The following is an 18,184-nucleotide window of genomic DNA, read 5'->3' on the forward strand; positions in this document are numbered from 1 at the left end:
AGTGAAGGCATTGACGTGGTTGGTGGACTCTTCGCGAAAGGCCTGAAGATAAGGCAGCTTGCACGGATGCCCCGGCGTGTTCAGGGTATCCCAACGCCACTGGTCCGTGATGAAGAGAACGATATTTTTAGCGATCATGCGATATCCTTCCGACAGGTTTCAGGAGTGGGACGTGGGCGTTCGATCCACCAGATCACAAGCCCCGCGCCGACAATGAGAAGTGTGCCAAGGACAAAGCCGAGGCCGACCACTTCATCAAAGAAAATCAACCCCAACACGGCGGCAAAAACTACTTGGCTATAAAGGAACGGTGCCAAAACCGAGGCCGAGGCCACTCGCATTCCAAACTGGATGCAGACATGGGCCAGCGTCCCCGTGACGCCCAGCCCCATAATCACGATAAAATCGCTGGTTGAGATGGGCTGCCATACGAAAGGCTGCATGGGCACCAATGCCAGCGAACACAGCAACGGCATCAATGCCATTGCCGGCACAAATTCAGATGGCCCCGCAAGCCGCCGCGTCAGGAGCACATAGCACGCCGACCCAAATGCAGCGACAAGTGGCAACAGCCAGATCAATGACACCCCTGCTCCGCCATCAAGTTGCGGGCCAATCACCACAACCACTCCCATAAACCCAAGGCACAGTGCCGTCGTACGCCTCCACCCGATCCGTTCTTTCAAGAACAGCACCGACAAAAGCGTCACGATCAGGGGACTAAGGAACAAAATCACAGTCGCCTGCGAAAGCGGGATCACCGAAATGGCCACATGAACAGCCAACGAGCCGCCGACCAGCGTAAGCGCGCGCGCCACCTGTAGAGGAAATTGCGCCGAGACATAGATCGAGCGATGCCCCGTGGCCGTCAGGTACAGGGCTACGAAAAGAGCATGCCAGCCATACCGTAGAAATGAGATTTGGAAGGGTGACAACCGCGCAGTCATCTCTTTGACCGTCGCGTCTTGAACCGCCATCAAACCACCAGCAAGGACGATCAGACCGATGCCGATCAGCATCGTGCGCGATGCGGGGGCGGCCGATGACGCCCCCGCGGGTGTTTCAGATACGCAGGTCAATTTTTGAGCGCCGCGCGTGCTGTACCAATCCGCAAACCGGTATCTGGGTCAAATAAATGCACTGGGCCCTGCGGCAAAACATGCAACACATCGCCATACCTCCCGCTGATCCTCTCGCGCATCAGGCAAGTCACAGGCGTATCGCCGATCTGTCCCACCACCTGCGTCTCCGCGCCCGTAGGCTCAGTAACTTCGACCTGCACCGTCAGACCCTGCTCGGCTAACTCGAAGGTGTCAGGGCGGATGCCAGCAATCACACGGCGATCAGTGTTGAATGCCTCAGTGCCCGATAGCAACAGAACTGTACCATCGGCAAAACGCACACCACCATCGCAGATCTCTGCATTCAACAAGTTCATCGACGGGGAGCCGATAAATGCCGCCACAAAGAGGTTTGCGGGTTCGTCGTACAGTTCGAGAGGCGTGCCGATCTGTTCGATCCGCCCAGCGCTCATCACGACGATCTTGTCGGCCATGGTCATGGCTTCGATCTGGTCATGGGTCACGTAAACGGCGGTAGTGCCCAAACGCTGATGCAGCGATTTGATTTCAGCCCGCATGGACACCCGCAGCTTGGCATCCAGATTGGACAGCGGCTCGTCAAACAGAAACACCTTGGGATTACGCACGATAGCGCGACCCATGGCGACCCTTTGCCGTTGGCCGCCCGACAATTCGCGCGGGTAACGATCAAGGTAGGGTTCCAGGTTCAGAATGCGCGCGGCATCCTGAACTTTGGACTTGATTTCATCCTTAGGCGCGCCTGCAAGCTGCATTGAAAACGACATGTTATCGGCCACTTTCATGTGCGGATAAAGCGCGTAGTTCTGGAACACCATGGCGATGTCGCGCGCCTTGGGTTGCAAGCCGTTCACCACCTTGCCGCCGATCTCGATCGTGCCGCCGCTGATGTCTTCGAGGCCCGCAATCATACGAAGAAGCGTGGTTTTACCGCAGCCTGAGGGGCCAACGAGGGCGACGAACTCGCCATCCTCGATATTCACGTCAATGCCCTTGATCGCCTGCACCGCGCCGTAGTTTTTGATGACTTGATTAATGGTAACATGTGCCATGTGTTTTCTCCTTTTCGGGGCGAGCCTCAGCCCTTTACCGATCCCATTGTCATCCCGCGGATGAAGTGTTTCTGGAAAGCGAGGAAGACGATCAGCGTCGGGATGGCGGCAATCACCGCGCCCGAAGCAACCATATTCCATGCAATTTCATATTCGCCCTGAAAGGCCAGAATGCCGACAGTGACGGGTTTCTTACCTGCGCCTTGCGTCAACACGAGGCCCCAAAGGAGGTCGTTCCAAATCCATGTGAACTCAAGAACGATCAGCGCAGAAAGCGCAGGTCGTGCCACAGGCACATAAATACGTTGGAAGATTGTCCATTCACTGGCCCCGTCGATCCGCCCCGCTTCCCGCAGCTCCCCCGGAACCGTGTTAAAGAAGTTGGTCATGATCAGCACAGCAAAAGGAATTTGGCGCATGATGTGAACAATAATCTGGGCCCAAAATGTATCGTGTAGGCCAAGATCGGACATCAACTTGAACACGGGGATAAGTTGGGTGTGAACAGGAACAAAGCTCAGTGAAACGATCACCAGGAACATCCAGATCCGCCCCTCGAACCGCATCCGGCTCAGGGCATACCCCGCCATCATCGACACGAGAAGCGTTCCTGCCACCGACGGCAAAGTGATGATCGCTGACGCCTTGAGATAGGGTAGCATCTTCATAAAGGCGAAGCTCAGGTTGCTCCATTCGTAGGACGACGGCAATGCCCATGAGCCGTTCTGCGTGATGTCAGGGATGGTGCGGATCGCCGTGAGAAGCGTCCCTGCTACAGGCAGAAAGAACACCAAAGCCAAGAGGATCAGCAAGGCGATCTGCCCGCCGCGCATAAAGGGCTCTTCGATGCGTTCACGCAGGGAACCACGGTTCACCACATCGGCACGGGAGTTCGTCATTTGTGTTGTTGTATCGGTCATGGTCTTTAGCTCCAGTCACGTTCTTGGGCTTTGGCCATGCGGCGCACATAGGGCACCACGAATGCCGCGGTCATCAGAGTGACAATCACACCGATTGAGGCGCCATAGCCGAATTTGTAATTCCAGAAGGTCTCCATATACATCCGGTAGCCCACCACTTCGGAGGAGCCGAACGGGCCGCCTTCGGTCATGGTCAACACAATCTCGGTCGCCAACAGCGCTTGGATAAGCGCGGAGGAAACGGCGATGGTGCTCGCGGGCTTCAGCAGAGGCAAAGTGATGCGGAAGAAGATCTGTCTACGCGTGCCGCCGTCAACTTTTGCGGCCTCGATCAACTCTTGCGGTATCGCGGAAAGACCCGCGAGGAAAATAACTGTAGCAAAGGCGGTCTGACGCCAAGCCGCAGCAGCGATCACCGAATAATTGGCCGCGTCGGGGCCGAGCCATTCCACAATCAAGCCATCAAGACCCAGGCCAATCAGGAGTTGATCCAGAAGGCCAACATCCGGTTCATAAATCCAGCCCCAGATCACGCCGACGATCGCAAAAGACAGCGCCAACGGCAGGAAAAAGACCGTTTTAATGAGGCTCGCCCCCCAGAAAGTCTGTTTCACCAACAGCGCAATGGAAATGGCAAGCGTATTAGGCACCAACAAGAATGCGATGACCCAGATCCCCGTGTGTTTCAACGAATTTAGAAAGTAATCGTCATGTAAAAGCGCCGCGTAGTTCTGGAGCCCCACAAACTTTCCAGGCGCGGCCACCCCGACTTGATCAGTCAGACTAATCGCAAAAGTTTGGAAAATCGGATAGGCACCAAAGATGCCGTAGATCACGATTGCGGGCATTAAGAAAAGCCAAGGCGTGAGCCGAGCATTCATTTTAGCGTCCTCCATGTATGATGCCCGAACAGGGGCGCGTGAAACTCGAAGTTCTGGTGGAACGGTGCATCAAGCATGTCCAAAACGTCTCCGTGGTGTGTGAATGAGACAGGCTCATAGTTTTAGAACCGGCGCATTCTTTTCTACGACCGCGCACCTGAATTCCCCCCAACAAGTCCTATCGTAGCGCACGACAGGTCCAGAGCCCGAAGCTCCGACAACACCATTTGGGGATACAGGTACGACTACCCCTGCGCGCGACTTAACTCACGCAGGGGCACTTCATTTAGTTGTCACCAAAGACATCTTTACGACGGTTCTCAAGCTGCTCCAGAACAGTCATGTACTGGTCAGGGTAAGCGAGGAACCGTGGCAATTCGCGTTTAGCCACCTCGGTCACACCTGGATGCGTGGCCATCTCGAGGTTTTGGTGGAACGGAGATTCCAACATGTCATGGAATTTCTCAATGGTCGGCTGGAATGAGGCGGGTTCGTAGATTTCAACCGGGACATTTTTGTTCGCGGCCATCCGCTGTGCCTGGCGCGAGAACAACTCTTGCGGCTCACGCTCCGTGATACACTGGAGCATTGCCACAGCATTTTCGGTGTTTTCACCTGCGCCACTAGCGGCCCAACCTTCAACGACGCCCTCTACGGCCATTTCGATACCCTCTTTGATCTGAGGGAATTCGAACACGTCGAAATCTGTACCTGGCTCCATGCCACCGCTGATGAAGTTGCCCACGGTCCATGTGCCCATGATTTCCATCGCGCCTTCGCCCGAAATGAAACGGGTTGCCATTTCCTGCCAACCGAGGCTCGCAGTGCGATCATTGAAGTATTCTTTTTCCAACAAGTCCTGCCAGAGCTCCATCGCCTCGATGACACGTGGATCAAGGTAGCTTTCTGTGCCGGCCATCAACCCAGTGCGGAAGTCAGACCCTGCGACACGGAGCACGAAATAGTCAAACCACAAAAGCGGCTCCCAACCGGATTTGGAACCAAGGAGAAACGGCGTGACACCCGCCTCTTTTAGCGTGGCAGCAACATCGAGAAGCTCGTCATAGGTTTGCGGGATGCTCAGATTGTGTTCGGCAAAAACACGTTTGTTATACCAAACAACATTGGGCTGAAAATTGGTGGGGATTGTGTAAATATTGCCATCAGGTTCTGTGCTCGTCGCTTGCACACCCTCAGGGAAGTTGTCTTTGATGTTGTCCCACACATCATTCATCGCGCGGATCTTACCCGTCGAGGCCTGAAATTGTGAACGACCGCCAGCCCAATATGCGTAGATGTCAGGGGGCGTCGAGCTCGACAGCTGTACAGGAAGCTGTACTTCATATTGCTTTGGCGGCGAATAGTTCTCGATAATTTCGATATCAAGCTTATCGGCGCAGTAGTTCCACATCGCCATGCGAGGCTTGCGCATAGGCTCCGCTGCCGAGCGGTGGAACAGGTTTACAACCCCTTCCGCTGCGACCGGCGCAGTACTCAAGGTCAGAGCCCCGAAGGCCAACGGGAGCCCGAGACACATACTCGCCACACTCTGTTTAAGATTTGTCATTTTTTCCTCCTCCATACGATTCTATTTTGTCGTTGATATTGCCTTTTGTCGACAAAATCAAACATATTATGATTACGGACGCATCGTCAAGCAGGATCAAAATCCATTTTTTTTAGCATGACCATCGCCCTAACGAGGCCCTGCGCCACCCACCTACGCCACGAAAAAAATGCGTAAAACAAAGAGAATTCAAATAGATGACAAAAAGAACACCAACACCGACAAGCATCCACGCTCGTCTACGACGCCCAAGTGATAAGTCTGTTCGCTGGACGAAGGGATTCTGGGCCGAGAAACAAAATCTTGTTCGCACATCGTCAATCCATAGCACCCTTGACGCTATGGAAGACCCCACTAATGCCGCCTATTTCGGTAATTTTCGCACCGTGGCCGAGGGGGGCGGCCGCTTTCACGGACGTTATTGGAGTGACGGGGACTGCTACAAGACGTTAGAGACGATACTGTTGTTGACCGACGTTTCGCCTGATGCAGATCTCTCCCAGCGTATGGAAGACTACATCGGAGTGATCGCCGCCGCGCAAGAGGATGATGGCTATCTCAACACCCAGATCACCCTGACCGACTTGGCGAGGTGGAGTGATATCGAGCATCACGAGATGTATAACCTCGGCCATCTCTTCACGACGGCCTGTTTGCATCATCAGGTGACAGGCACGCGCACGTTTCTCGATATCGCTATACGCGCCGCCAACAATCTCTATGAGACGTTCATCACACGCGACCCCGACCTCGCGCGCTTCGGCTTTAACCCGTCGCAAATCATGGGACTTGTAGAACTGTATCGCGAGACCTCAGACGGCCGGTATCTCGCGCTTGCCCGTATATTCGTCGAAAATCGCGGAGCCAATCCCGATATGCCCGGCAATAACGGCGATCAAAGCCAAGCACGCGTGCCTGTGTTGGAAGAAACCGAGGCGGTTGGCCACGCGGTCACTGGCCCCTACCTTTGGGCCGGCGCAGCTGACATCTTGATGGAGGCTGATGAGCCTGCGCTGATGGAAGCGATCACGCGCATATGGGAGGATTCAACCTACCGGAAAATGTACATCACAGGCGGCATCGGCGCGCTTCACAAAGGGACATCCGAGCGCAGCCACCCGCGATATGAACAGATTGCAGAAAGCTACGGTCGACCCTATCAGCTCCCCTCCGACAGTGCCTACAACGAGACCTGCGCCAATATCGCCAACGCGATGTGGAGCTGGCGGATGCTACAACTCACGGGCGATGCGCGCTACGCTGATGTAATTGAACAAGTTATGTACAACACGGGTCTGTCCGGCGTCTCGCTGTCGGGCTCGCACTTCAATTACTCCAATCCGTTGCGTTTCAATGGCGACGGGCACTTTATTGGCAACAATGATTCACCGCGCCGCTGGGATCGCTGGACGTGCTACTGCTGTCCGCCGCAGGTGACACGCACTATTGCGGGGTTGCATCGCTGGGCATACTCTACGGCGGATGATGCAGTGTGGGTGAACCTGTACGGGTCGAACACCTTTCATACCGATCTCGCAGACGGGCGGGTCGCCTTGCATCAGACATCCGAGGTACCATGGTCGGGCGACGTGCAATTGGTGATCGAGGATGCACCGAGCAGCGAATTCACCATGCATCTGCGCATCCCCGCTTGGAGTGAAGAGACAACTGTGCGCGTCAATGGCGAAACCGTCGACACGTCAGGCTGCGGCCCCCGCTACCTTGCCGTGACGCGAAACTGGCGAAAGGGCGATACGATTGCGCTGACGCTGGATATCCGCCCGCGCATTCTTGTCGCGCGACCAGAGGTCGAGGAAACCCGCAATCAGGCCGCGGTCATGGCGGGGCCTGTTGTCTATTGTCTTGAGGGGGCAGACCTGCCAGAGGGCGTGACCATTAACGAGATCGTCCTTCCCGTAGACGCGCAGTTCTCCACGTTTAAGGGGGAGGGTCTATTCGCCGGAATGACGCTCCTGCGGACCACAATGCCCAGACGTCCAAGTTGGTCATCTCAAGAGCTCTATGCACCTCTAGCCGCACAAGATCAGGGCAGCCTGCCTGTCACACTGATCCCCTACTTTGCGTGGAACAATCGCGAGGATAACACGATGGCGGTTTGGCTCCCGCTCAAAGGCTGACACCAAAAGGGGGCACCGCATCACTGCGGCGCCCCCTGAGCTTAGCGCTTGGGGAGGGTCAAACGCTTGCCACCTCAAGGTCGATATGGGTTGTCTTGAAGGTCAGATACTCCTTAATCGCCATCTGCCCGCCTTCGATCCCCACACCCGAGTGCTTCACACCGCTAAAGGGTGCCTCATAATGTGACAGCAAAAAGTTGTTGATCCCAACCATGCCGGATTGAAGCTCCTTCGACAGACGTCGCGCAACCGTTTCGGAGCGGGTGAAGGCATAAGAACCCAGACCATACTGCGTGCTGTTGGCCCGCGCGATAGCATCCCCCAAATCGGTATATGTGGTGAGCGATGCCACAGGGCCAAACGGCTCTTCCGACATGATTTCCGCATCATCAGGAACGTGTTCGAGAACCGTGGGCGAGAAGAAGAACCCTTTGTTCTGATCCGGCGCACGCGTGCCGCCCAATCGCAAGGTCGCACCCTTATCCACGGCATCCGCCACGAGCCGCTCCAACTTATCCATCTGCGCAGGGCTGGCCATTGGTCCCATTGTTGTCTCTGGTGACATCGGGTCGCCCATACGAATGTTTTTGGCCTCGGTCATAAAGACATCGGTGAACTCGTCCGCAATATCGTGATGCAGGAAGAACCTGCTCGGAGAGCCACAAATTTGGCCTGTATTCATGAACTTGAACTTGGCGGCGAGTTTGGCCGCTGCGGGCACATCCGCATCAGGGCAAATGATTAGCGGCGCGTGCCCCCCCAGCTCCAGAGACATCCGTTTCACCGTTGGAGCGGCCTGTTCCATTAACAACCGACCGACGCGGGTGGAGCCTGTGAAGGAGATTTTGCGAACGGCATCGGCCTCCATCAAAGCAGGCGAGACGCCATCCGGGTGGCCTTGCAGTACCTGTACCACACCTGTGGGCAACCCCGCCGCCTGACAACATTCACCAAGGATCGTTCCGACCAGTGGCGTCTGCTCCGAAGGGCGCAAGATCACCACACAGCCCGCCGCCAGTGCGGGGGCAAGTTTGCGCGCAGGAAGACCAAGCGGGAAGTTCCACGGGCTAAACGCCGCTACAATCCCTACAGGTTCGGGCACAATGCTCAGCTCCCCGCCGAAGCGCGAGGTGAGGGTTTGACCGAACAAACGCTCGGCCTCGCCCGCCATCCAAACGAATTGCTCTGCCGCAGAATCGGCTTCCCCCGCACAGGCGGTATGCACGCGCCCCATTTCCGTAGCAATGGCACGCCCGAATTCTTCGCGACGCTCGACAATTTCTTCGGCGATACGACGCAGATACTTCGCGCGCTGCCACCCAGGAATGGCAGACCATTCGGCAAATCCAGCCTCGGCGTATTTCAACGCCTGCGCCACATGATCGGGACTACAGCATGGCACGTCATAAAGCGGCTCACCCGTCGCGGGATTAATCACCGCCATCGGCGGCAGATCAGAGGCTGTACCCCATGTGTCGCCAATAAGATACTTCGGTTCTAAAGTAGGCATCATATGCTCCTGAACTTTATGAAAATGATACGGTGACAAGGCCGAGCGGACCGAAGTCCGCCTCCAGCGTGTCGCCTGCGTCCGCCCAAACGGGGCGAGTAAACGAGCCTGACAGCACCATATGCCCCGCGTCGAGCTTGCCGTCATATTCGGCAAGCTTATTGCCGAGCCACGCTACTGCATTTGCTGGGTGGTCCATCACACCGGCAGCAATGCCGGTCTCTTCGATCTCGCCGTTGCGACGAAAAAGAGCCCCCGCCCAACGCCAGTCAATCTCGTCAGGACGGAACCGTTTCGCACCAAGCACAAGACCTGCCGCCGCGCCATTATCAGCCACAGTGTCGAATATGCGACGAGGCTCGGTGACACGCGCATCGATGATCTCGATCGACGGCACGACCCATTCGGTCGCGGCCAGCACATCCTCAAGCGCGATGCTTGGCCCCTGTAGTGGTTCCTTCAAGATGAACGTCAACTCTGGCTCGACGCGCGGCACGCAGAAGTCTGCATGAGCGACGGTCGCACCGTCCTCAATCAGCATGCTCGCAAACACATGACCATAATCAGGCTCATCAATTTTCGACGCAGCGCGCATCGCTTTCGAGGTCAATCCAACCTTATGGCCGATCAATTTGTCCCCCGACTTTGCGCGCGCTGCAGCCACGTCGCGGCTGATCGCATAAGCATCTTCAATATCAATATGGGGATAGACCTGCGACAAACGTTCAGCCTGCTGCCGCGTGCGCTCTGCCTCAAGCAGCGTCGAGACAGCGTCAGATCGTTGCTTATGTGATAACATCGGTATTCTCCTATTTTGTCGACAAATATATACAGTGGCGATAAACATAATATCAATAGATATTTCGTGAATAACGTAGAAACGCATAATTCAGCGCCCTATTCAGGCAGAGTGTCGACAAAAACTGTCCACCGCACAGATGTATGCGAAGGGGGCAAGATGCTTGTCGCCATGGGGGGGGACTTTAAGATACGTCAGCGCATTGGGGCGCGTGTACTCGATGTGCGCCATTGACAGCTGCTAGACCGAAATGTGTTGAAGTGGCGTCGGTCAACCTCGGTCCAACTCGCGCGTCTGATGAGACTGACGGAACTACGCCAAACCGTATAACCGGATGCCGCATATTACGCGCGACGCGCCGTACTGATGAACAGTTGACCGCCATTTTTAAAGCATGTGAACACATGGGGTGCCCATTGACCAGCTGCGATTTTAGGATGATCTCGCCGAACGAGGAAACGCTTTCCCTTTGCCGTTACATCTCCAGAAACCTGACAAGCGGTAGTGCAACCACCTAGGGTCGTGGCGAATGCATCCATGCAGAGATCAAGATAATCGCGACCTCTTACGTGTCGTTATGCACGAAGACGACCTGTAATGTCATCTTCCCTATCGTTGGCCATCTCGAACTCCAACCAGGTGCCCTGTAGCCTTGTAGGCGTTGGAAAGTAGAGAACTTGCGCTCCAGAGGCATGCTCATGAGGGCGCATTTGGCCAAAGCTTGCCCTGGCTTCTCTGACATGCTCCAGGGATGTAATGTAGTGATGCCCGCCCCATTTCTACACCATTCCAGCCATCCTTACTCTTATTTCCCCAAGAACAGTAAATCACTACAGTACTACACCTGCATTTTAGGAAATGTTTTTTCCTAAAATTGGGCTTGGGCGGGTCAGGTTTTAGAGTGGCCAAAAAAAGTTTCAATCGCCCCATCCGAAAATCTGTAGTGAATTCAGAAAGCTGATATTTTTTATCCTAGGATTCCGCCTCATCTGGTGAAAAAAAGCATTTGCGGGACGCCGCCTGACCTTCTTCCCTTGTTGTAGAGAACAAATAAAGGAAGAGCAGATGGCGATTAAAGTAACGGTAATTTCAAGTGATGAGCCGCGTCGATTGACGAAACGCATCACGCTTAAGCGCGATGAACTCATGACCGAGGCGGGCGGTCATATGGTGCGCGGCACCTATGCTGTGCGCGCATTTGAGACGCTCGCAGACTTTTCGGAAATGCTCGGGGCGCTGCGTACAAATGAGGCTCTTGTCTACGGCATTCCCAAGGGTCCCGCCGCTGGTGTGGTTGTGACGAAATCCAATCTCGAGCGTATGTCCGAAGAAAAACGCGAGGCGCATATCGCGCGGACCAATGATCATTTCGAGTGGTCCAACGGGCCTGGCATTTTTATGATTGATATCGATCCGCCGAAGGACGGGCCTGCTCTCAGCAAAGAGAGCGCCATTGCGATTGTGCGTAAGATCGCACCGGAACTGAGCGACGTTCCAATGCTGTGGTATCCCTCGTCGAGCAGCTACATCTATACAGATGACGGTCGCGAACTTCGCGGTCTGCGCGGACAGCGGCTTTATGTTCCGGTGTCCAATGCGCAGAAAATTCCCAACCTTGCAGACGCGCTCTGGGACAGGGCGTGGGCGGCAGGACATGGGGCGATAATGGTGAGCAAAGCCGGCCAGTTATTGAAGAGAACGTTCTTTGATAAATGCGTTTATCAGCCATCGCGCCTCGATTTCGCGGCAGGTGCCAGCACCGGCCAGGGTATTATTCAGAAACGTGGAACACCGGAGTTGGTATGATGGATATGTCAGACAGATTTCTCGATGCTGAAAAGATCACCGTGGACGAGGAAACCATGGCACTTGCAGAGAAAATGAGGGAGGAGGCAATTAAATCCGTTCAGGCCGCCGCAGATGAAAAACGGGAGGAGTGGATTGCGACGCGCGCTCAGGACATGACCGAGGTGCCCGAGGCGGTGGCGCTTAAGACGTTGGAGCTTGCCATTGATGATCGGGTGCTTTCAGGCGCGTTTGTGCTGTCCTTGAAATGCCCGAAGACCGGCTCTCTGCGGAGACACTCTGTCTCTGAAGTTCTGGCGGAGAAGGCGGTGTTCGACGGTTGGGATGCATTCGATCCGATTGAGACGGATTCTACGGCAGCGCGGGTCGTCGGCAAACTTCGCCTGAAAGGTGATGAGCCGCATCTCGACAGCTGCTCCAGTGGAGGCAAACGGTATCAGCTTTTTGAGACTGTGGAGGATTGCAAGGTGGCACGAAAAGAGATCGCCATCCGTCGCTTCGATCCAGCATCTACAGTAGACAGTTGTCTGGATGCCCTTGTTGACGCAGGTTCATTTTATGCGTCTGGACAGACACCGTTCATCATTCGCAACGGCGTGGCGCGGCCAGTGACCGTGAATCTCCTCGATTACGAGTTGTCAAAGCTCGTCGCTCCATACGTACCAAACATCAAAAAGGACGACGGTAATAAAGGTGGTGATGAAGACACAATAGTCAAAGATTGGTGTTCCCTTTCACAACGGACCATCAAACAGGTGAATGAACTGCTCGTCGATAACTTGCCCAAGCTTGCTGCGGTCGTGGATCACCCGGTGCTGCGCCCCGACGGGACATTGATCGAGAAGGCAGGGTATGATGCAGCTACAGGGATCTATGTGCGGAACGGTGTCGCGCGGTTTTCGAAAATCGAAACAGAGTTCGATCCTGGACGCCTTAAAGAGCTTGTCGAGACCTGCCTCGGACCATTTCGCCGCTACAGCTTTGCAGACCACCGCAAGGGGCGCACGGCCATGCTTGCCGCTGTTCTGACGGCTGTTCTGCGTCCCGCGATGGAAACGGCGCCGATGATCGCGGTGACGAGCCCCGAAATTGGCGTGGGAAAATCATTCATCGCGCAAGCCCTTGGCGTCATTGCAACAGGCGACCTACCGAAAATGAAATCAGTCGAGCGGTCGAGTTCGACAGAAATGCGTAAATTGTTGTTTGCAGATCTGCTCGAGCAAAACCCGGTCATGGTCTATGACAACATGGATGGCACATTCAGAAATGAAGTTCTGACGTCGTTTATCACGACGCCGGTGTGGTCGGACCGTGTCCTCGGTGAGAGTCGCACAGGCGGCAGTATCCGCAACACGGCGCTTCTCGTCACCAATGGCGTAAACATGTCTTTCCCGAGAGGTATGAGCCGCCGTTATCTGCTCATCGACCTGCGGCCGCCCTGTGAGAACCACATCACGGCGGATTTTGGTTTTACGCCACAGGGTGAAGCGAAACTTTTTCGTCCGGAGATCGTCGCTGCTGCTTTGGGCATCGCCATGGCTGCACGGCCCGACAAGCCATTCAACGGTACGTTGGGCTCATTCGAAACTTGGACGCGACTTGTCCGTGATCCGATTGTGCGCTTGATGAAAGCGGTGCCTGATCTCGGCCTCTTTGATCCGCTCGACTTGTTCAAGGACGCGATGAGCAATGCAGTCGATGACGAGATCTACCGGACGTTCCTCACGGCGCTTTTTGACGTGATTGGGGGCGAGGACTTTGAAGCGAACGATGCGCGCTTGGCGATAAATGAGAGCGTTGAACTCGGCGAGTTGATCCGCGAAATCTCGGACTCTGATCCGACGCTCACGAACCGCAGTGTCGCCGCTATCCTTGGGAAATTGAGGGGACTCGATCTTAATGGCGTCAGGCTCACCTCGAAAAAGCGCGCAGGACGGAACCTGTGGAAAATCGAGGGGCTGGGGTGAGACTAATCGGGAAACATTGCGATTGACTCTCAGCAAGGCCACGCAACTTGGGGCAACAGTGGCCTTGCTCATTAATTTCTCGCCAGCTTATGCGTTCGAGATGTTCGAGAAGGCTACGCCGACACAGGCGTAGAACATCAGGAAAGCGTAAGCGGGTGCTCCTTAATATCCGCGCAGAATACCGAAGATGGTCATAAGAGCAAAGAACGCTCCGAAAAGCAAAAAGAGAGCAGCGATGATGCTCCACAGAACGAAAAAAAATGTGGCGAGCCCTGCGAGAGGCCCGTCCAGATCTTGCATGCAGACGACCATCCAGACGACACAGATGATCGCCATTCCAATGCGCAGATACAGTTCCGCATCTGTATGGAAGGTTTGATTGTAGCCGAGAAAGGCAAGAGCCGGCATCACCCAGGCCAGTGAGGCTGCAACAACGATAGAGAGGGCGCGAAGGGCTGAGTAGCGTGATGCGAACATCGGATGTCCTATTTTGTTGATCGGTTAATAATCAAAACGGCATCCGCCGTGATTGTTAAACGATGATGGAATTAGTGAAGCTGCGGCCGTGCGTTCGCGGTTTTCAGCTCGGAGACAATGCGATCGATGTGGCGCAAGGTGACAGCGCTGGACCAGCCGCGGCTGATGGCCATGCGCAGATCGGAAATGGCGCTTGGATCGAGGTCCGCGTGATGCGTTTCTACGTATGACATGACGTCCTCGATCGTCAGTCTCGGGATCTGGATGACGCGCATGCGAGACAGGAGAACAGGGTCAATCGCGCCGATGTTGTTTGCCGTGAGGACGAAGCTGACGTCGCCCAGATCGACGGTCACGCCTGTGGAAGGGCATCGGAAATGCCGTGCCGTGGAACGTTCGAGAAGTGGTAACAGCGCATCAGACATCGAACTGCGGAAGCCGCTGCTTGAGTGTTGGCCTCCACCGATTTTGTCGATCTCATTGATGATGATCATGGGATTGGGAGATTGGCTGTCGATCACCGCACGAAAAACTTCACCCATCTGGCTCGACGACCAACCCGCCTCGATACCTGCGATCCGCATCGCAGATGTGCCTGCGCCGGCGTCGATCTCGACATGGTGGAGCCCCGCCTTCTCCGCGAGGTTCCGCGCAATTGTCGACTTCCCTGTGCCATGCGCGCCGACCAGTAACGTGGGTGTCAGGCCAAAGAATCCGTCTTCGGCCATCCGTGCTTTCAGCGACGCCCAGATCACGTTCAGAGGACGCCGTAGCCAGGGCGCTTCGGCATAGAGCTTGGCGATTAACTCGTCGATCTCGTGCTCCGTGCGCGGTCCCCCGTAGGGCAGCGGCCCCGAGGCGGATTTAAGGAGTTTGAGCGTCTCCGTATCCGCCTTTGCGGAGATTTGACGTGCAGTGGGGAAGCGCCGCGCGTATCGCGAGGCCTTGACTTGGATGCGTTGTTTCTGCGCAGTCGATTGATTGATGGCATCTTCAATGATCGCGCAGGCGCGGTGATACGATAAGTCGTATGACTGGGTGCGCATTGTCTCCGGAGACGCCAAGGTTGCAAGCTGCGTGATCTGGATGCGGATGCTGTCGAAATCGACATCATGGTTTTGAAACACGCGAACCTCGTGGCTTGCATCGTCAATATCAACGTCAAACACCGCATCGAACGGAATGCCGAGGTCGGCAGCATCCGTTTTGATTTGCGTATATGAACGTTTGCGTGAGGCGCGGAGAAATTTTTGCAAGATGCGGGCCTTCGCCTCCTCGCGCGTCTCGCGGATTCTGTAGGTCACTTTTTTCATGACGCTACCCCATAAAAAGCGACAGAATATCGGACAAGATGCCGAGCAGGTCGTCAGCCAGAACGATCATGTTCGCTGCGGCAATGGCCAGAAGAGAAAGGTCGCGTTCGGAACGCGTTGTATTGTTTGAAGTCGTCATGATGACATCCCCTAATGTTGGTAGGAGTCCCGAGTATCGAACTCGGCCGTCCGCGCTCATCTGGCGCCAATTCTCGGGGGTATAAGACCCGACCGCACACCTGTGCTGACTCCCGTTGTTGGAAGCAGTGCTGATCAACGGATCAGCGTATGGTGTGGATCGTGCTTTTCATCATCATGCCTCAAAATATGGGGATTGTGCGAGGGCGGGTCAAGGCATGTTAATAACAAAGTGCTCTCTTTGCTTAAAAAAATTCTGGGAAAAGCGAACATTCGATTTCACCTGATTTCGAAACAGAATTGCGGCCTACGATGAGAAATGCGCGTTCGCATAAATCTAGGAAAAAGATTTTCCTAACGCGGCGTGGCTCTTGTGACCCCACCATCAAGAACCACCTCAAAACAGCCTGAAACGCGAGTTATCCACATAAAGGACGCGCGTCAGATCGCATTTCTATAGGTCTTTACATCGCAAACGCGGATCATGGTTTCATGACGAAATCAAACTGACGAGCTGAACAAAACATCGATGTCCGCGCACTTCATCATAAACTTCCGCCCCCTTAGCGGGAACCTCCATAAAGGGGGCGTGGTGTGATGCGCAAAGAGCAGGCAATTACACTTGAGCGTCTCGATGTGGCGATTGCCGATGTCGCGCAATTGGTTGTCGGAGACGACCGCTACCTGCCGCTCTTCGAACGCCTGCTTGCAGAGCGTGAAACACTGGTAAAAAAGCAGGACACACTCTCTCGCGCCCATGCGATCGTGCGCCAGCGTTTGGGGCAGGACCGTTGGTCCGACATTGGCGTTGAAACGCCTCGCAGAATGCCAGATCGCCACGAGATCGCGTCTCCGTCACCGTAGTTCTTTTGTTCTCGCGTGTAGAGAGCGCAAATCGGTGTTCGCTTTGGGGAGCGCCTTACTTCAAGTGCTCAGGGACGGGCAGCATAAGTTTTTGCGCGATTTGAAGGCGGTCGCACAATGTCATCCCATCCCCGTAGACCTCACGCCCGCGGCGCGCTTTTAGCGAATGTCCCATCAATTCGCCGCGGTCATCCATTTCATAGCCCGCACGTTTCATGCGGCCTTCCCAACTATGCCGCGTCCCGCCGATGGTGACCCCTTCTGGCAACAACCCGTTGTTCCGCAGGTATTTGTTGACCAATGCGCTATAGCTGCTCTTATTTCGGTATCTCGGGAAGCCGTCTGGATGTCGTTTGGCGGCGGCTAGAGCAACTCCGACCAGCGGGATCTCCCGATGCGATGGCAGGTTTTTGACCTCGCGTCGTTCTTCCGGGTTCTCAGAGTCCTCATGTGCAATGTGCAAATGCGGGATAGGATCTTCAAGACAGATGGCAGAGGCCGGCAGATTATAAATCTCGTTTTGGCGGCACCCTGTTTCGATGGAGATCAGCAAAATGTCGCGTGCTTCATTATTCAGACCTGCAAGTGCATCTGGTGCAAACCATTTTTCAATGATCCAATCCACTGGCACCTCGCGTTTCTTCCCAGGTTCTTCATGGCGATCACGAATGGCAATTCTCGCATATGGGCGCGGCGGATCCTCATATTCGAGGTCTTCATAGAAACGGGTCAGCATGCCGGCCATATAGGCGAAATCTTTGTTTGCAGTCTCAGCCGACTGGCCCTCCTTGGCACGCCGTGTTTGCCACCATCTTTTGTGTTTGCGCGCTTCGGCGCTTCTGACTTCAATCACAGGCAGATCACGACCAAGAGCGGAAATCAGATTGTTGACTGCCCGCATGCGCGGTGATCGCCACAGGCGCATCTGCTCACTACTTTTGTAACGGTTGTCATAAGCAGACAGCTGTTCAATGTGGTCAACGAGGCCCGACAACCGCAGCTTTGGCACCTCGGCCGTCCCAAGCAGCGCAGCGGCCATCACTTCATCAGGAGCACCATCTGCTCCGCGCGTTGCTTCAACACGCTGTAAGACATCCTCCAAAGGAGCCCGCTCCACCTGATCGATGGATAGAAACGGAAATCCTCGAATATCCGCCAGCTGTTGCGCCGCTCGGAATTTTTCAGTCGCGTTTCCGTCCCTGCCGGCCAGCAGAGCTTCCCAGCCTTGAATGAAAGAGGCCCATACACCCGCTGATTTCTGCTCCGCTACACTGTAGGAATCGGTTTTAAGGCTCGCCCAAACCACGGACCGAGGCTCGACCGAAGCATAGCGTTTGGGCACCCGGCGCTTGAGATACCAAGTTTTGCCGCGCAGAACAGGTTTTGACATGCCAACATCCCTCACAACATCGCTGTGTGGTGCAAAATGTGGAGCAAAATGGGTAGCAAATCAAGGAGTCAGATGGCTCCATCGAGGAAGTATCCAAGCTAACAACTTGATATGATGAAATAAAAATAATGTCGCCCAAAGATTGAATGGCGGAGGCTCAGGGATTCGAACCCTGGGGACGCTTTCACGCCCGTCGGTTTTCAAGACCGGTGCATTCGACCACTCTGCCAAGCCTCCGACAGCGACAGGGTTTAGCGACCTC

The 18,184-nt window shown here is 55.0% G+C and carries 15 protein-coding genes and 1 tRNA gene; 4 read left to right on the plus strand and 12 right to left on the minus strand.

The window, feature by feature from the left end:
* Positions 1-134 precede the first annotated feature (134 nt).
* The 5 genes from ACN0TS_RS09395 to ACN0TS_RS09415 all read right to left on the minus strand — a co-directional run bounded on the left by ACN0TS_RS09395 (position 135) and on the right by ACN0TS_RS09415 (position 5,520).
* Entirely contained in the window at positions 135-1,079 is a 945-nt protein-coding gene (locus ACN0TS_RS09395) for a DMT family transporter (protein ID WP_417259096.1), read from the minus strand.
* Positions 1,076-2,152, minus strand: a complete 1,077-nt coding sequence (locus ACN0TS_RS09400; RefSeq protein ID WP_417259097.1) for an ABC transporter ATP-binding protein — start codon at positions 2,150-2,152, stop codon at positions 1,076-1,078. The genes ACN0TS_RS09395 and ACN0TS_RS09400 overlap by 4 nt, the downstream gene beginning before the upstream one ends.
* Positions 2,153-2,178: 26 nt before the next feature.
* Positions 2,179-3,072: a carbohydrate ABC transporter permease gene (locus ACN0TS_RS09405; protein WP_417259098.1), complete on the minus strand. Its 894-nt coding sequence runs from the start codon at positions 3,070-3,072 to the stop codon at positions 2,179-2,181.
* 5 nt (positions 3,073-3,077) lie between these two features.
* Entirely contained in the window at positions 3,078-3,953 is an 876-nt protein-coding gene (locus ACN0TS_RS09410; protein WP_417259099.1) for a carbohydrate ABC transporter permease, read from the minus strand.
* A 286-nt stretch (positions 3,954-4,239) separates the two neighbouring features.
* A complete protein-coding gene (locus tag ACN0TS_RS09415; RefSeq protein ID WP_417259100.1) occupies positions 4,240-5,520 on the minus strand; it encodes an ABC transporter substrate-binding protein in 1,281 nt (426 codons plus the stop codon).
* Between the two features lie 197 nt (positions 5,521-5,717).
* Here ACN0TS_RS09415 and ACN0TS_RS09420 point away from each other — a divergent pair, with 197 nt between their 5' ends.
* Positions 5,718-7,658, plus strand: coding sequence for a glycoside hydrolase family 127 protein (locus tag ACN0TS_RS09420; protein WP_417259101.1), 1,941 nt, complete (start codon positions 5,718-5,720; stop codon positions 7,656-7,658).
* A gap of 58 nt (positions 7,659-7,716) precedes the next feature.
* On the opposite strand, the gene ACN0TS_RS09425 is transcribed toward ACN0TS_RS09420, so the two are convergent.
* Both ACN0TS_RS09425 and ACN0TS_RS09430 read right to left on the minus strand, forming a co-directional pair.
* Positions 7,717-9,168, minus strand: a complete 1,452-nt coding sequence (locus ACN0TS_RS09425) for an NAD-dependent succinate-semialdehyde dehydrogenase (protein ID WP_417259102.1) — start codon at positions 9,166-9,168, stop codon at positions 7,717-7,719.
* A 16-nt stretch (positions 9,169-9,184) separates the two neighbouring features.
* Entirely contained in the window at positions 9,185-9,967 is a 783-nt protein-coding gene (locus ACN0TS_RS09430; RefSeq protein ID WP_417259103.1) for a 2-oxo-hepta-3-ene-1,7-dioic acid hydratase, read from the minus strand.
* A 1,065-nt stretch (positions 9,968-11,032) separates the two neighbouring features.
* Between ACN0TS_RS09430 and ACN0TS_RS09435 the strand changes: the two genes are divergently transcribed.
* Together ACN0TS_RS09435 and ACN0TS_RS09440 are read left to right on the plus strand one after the other, a co-directional pair.
* Complete coding sequence (locus tag ACN0TS_RS09435) at positions 11,033-11,773, plus strand: hypothetical protein (RefSeq protein ID WP_417259104.1); 741 nt, start codon at positions 11,033-11,035, stop codon at positions 11,771-11,773.
* The gene (locus ACN0TS_RS09440) at positions 11,770-13,740 is read left to right on the plus strand and encodes a hypothetical protein (RefSeq protein WP_417259105.1); all 1,971 of its coding nucleotides are present in this window, start codon (positions 11,770-11,772) and stop codon (positions 13,738-13,740) included. Before ACN0TS_RS09435 ends, ACN0TS_RS09440 begins: the two co-directional genes overlap by 4 nt.
* Before the next feature lie 162 nt (positions 13,741-13,902).
* Here the strand turns inward: ACN0TS_RS09440 and ACN0TS_RS09445 are convergent, their stop codons facing one another.
* The 3 genes from ACN0TS_RS09445 to ACN0TS_RS09455 form a co-directional block, all read right to left on the minus strand.
* A complete protein-coding gene (locus ACN0TS_RS09445; protein ID WP_417259106.1) occupies positions 13,903-14,217 on the minus strand; it encodes a hypothetical protein in 315 nt (104 codons plus the stop codon).
* A 71-nt stretch (positions 14,218-14,288) separates the two neighbouring features.
* Positions 14,289-15,530: an AAA family ATPase gene (locus ACN0TS_RS09450; protein ID WP_417259107.1), complete on the minus strand. Its 1,242-nt coding sequence runs from the start codon at positions 15,528-15,530 to the stop codon at positions 14,289-14,291.
* 4 nt (positions 15,531-15,534) lie between these two features.
* Complete coding sequence (locus tag ACN0TS_RS09455) at positions 15,535-15,669, minus strand: hypothetical protein (RefSeq protein WP_417259108.1); 135 nt, start codon at positions 15,667-15,669, stop codon at positions 15,535-15,537.
* A 596-nt stretch (positions 15,670-16,265) separates the two neighbouring features.
* Between ACN0TS_RS09455 and ACN0TS_RS09460 the strand changes: the two genes are divergently transcribed.
* Complete coding sequence (locus ACN0TS_RS09460) at positions 16,266-16,532, plus strand: hypothetical protein (RefSeq protein ID WP_417259109.1); 267 nt, start codon at positions 16,266-16,268, stop codon at positions 16,530-16,532.
* A 55-nt stretch (positions 16,533-16,587) separates the two neighbouring features.
* On the opposite strand, the gene ACN0TS_RS09465 is transcribed toward ACN0TS_RS09460, so the two are convergent.
* Together ACN0TS_RS09465 and ACN0TS_RS09470 are read right to left on the minus strand one after the other, a co-directional pair.
* Positions 16,588-17,922 (minus strand): DUF6538 domain-containing protein, encoded by a 1,335-nt coding sequence (locus ACN0TS_RS09465; RefSeq protein ID WP_417259110.1) that lies wholly within the window; start codon positions 17,920-17,922, stop codon positions 16,588-16,590.
* A gap of 147 nt (positions 17,923-18,069) precedes the next feature.
* Positions 18,070-18,159, minus strand: a tRNA-Ser gene (locus ACN0TS_RS09470).
* Between the last annotated feature and the right edge of the window lie 25 nt (positions 18,160-18,184).

The organism is Celeribacter sp. (assembly GCF_048266405.1).
In the GTDB taxonomy this organism is placed as follows: domain Bacteria; phylum Pseudomonadota; class Alphaproteobacteria; order Rhodobacterales; family Rhodobacteraceae; genus Celeribacter.

What these genes read in the sequence shown, in the direction of transcription:
- ACN0TS_RS09400 (WP_417259097.1), bottom strand. Translation starts at nt 2,152, where the DNA reads ATGGCACATGTTACCATTAATCAAGTCATCAAAAACTACGGCGCGGTG.
- ACN0TS_RS09405 (WP_417259098.1), bottom strand. Translation starts at nt 3,072, where the DNA reads ATGACCGATACAACAACACAAATGACGAACTCCCGTGCCGATGTGGTG.
- ACN0TS_RS09410 (WP_417259099.1), bottom strand. Translation starts at nt 3,953, where the DNA reads ATGAATGCTCGGCTCACGCCTTGGCTTTTCTTAATGCCCGCAATCGTG.
- ACN0TS_RS09415 (WP_417259100.1), bottom strand. Translation starts at nt 5,520, where the DNA reads ATGACAAATCTTAAACAGAGTGTGGCGAGTATGTGTCTCGGGCTCCCG.
- ACN0TS_RS09420 (WP_417259101.1), top strand. Translation starts at nt 5,718, where the DNA reads ATGACAAAAAGAACACCAACACCGACAAGCATCCACGCTCGTCTACGA.
- ACN0TS_RS09425 (WP_417259102.1), bottom strand. Translation starts at nt 9,168, where the DNA reads ATGCCTACTTTAGAACCGAAGTATCTTATTGGCGACACATGGGGTACA.
- ACN0TS_RS09430 (WP_417259103.1), bottom strand. Translation starts at nt 9,967, where the DNA reads ATGTTATCACATAAGCAACGATCTGACGCTGTCTCGACGCTGCTTGAG.
- ACN0TS_RS09435 (WP_417259104.1), top strand. Translation starts at nt 11,033, where the DNA reads ATGGCGATTAAAGTAACGGTAATTTCAAGTGATGAGCCGCGTCGATTG.
- ACN0TS_RS09440 (WP_417259105.1), top strand. Translation starts at nt 11,770, where the DNA reads ATGATGGATATGTCAGACAGATTTCTCGATGCTGAAAAGATCACCGTG.
- ACN0TS_RS09445 (WP_417259106.1), bottom strand. Translation starts at nt 14,217, where the DNA reads ATGTTCGCATCACGCTACTCAGCCCTTCGCGCCCTCTCTATCGTTGTT.
- ACN0TS_RS09450 (WP_417259107.1), bottom strand. Translation starts at nt 15,530, where the DNA reads ATGAAAAAAGTGACCTACAGAATCCGCGAGACGCGCGAGGAGGCGAAG.
- ACN0TS_RS09455 (WP_417259108.1), bottom strand. Translation starts at nt 15,669, where the DNA reads ATGACGACTTCAAACAATACAACGCGTTCCGAACGCGACCTTTCTCTT.
- ACN0TS_RS09460 (WP_417259109.1), top strand. Translation starts at nt 16,266, where the DNA reads ATGCGCAAAGAGCAGGCAATTACACTTGAGCGTCTCGATGTGGCGATT.
- ACN0TS_RS09465 (WP_417259110.1), bottom strand. Translation starts at nt 17,922, where the DNA reads ATGTCAAAACCTGTTCTGCGCGGCAAAACTTGGTATCTCAAGCGCCGG.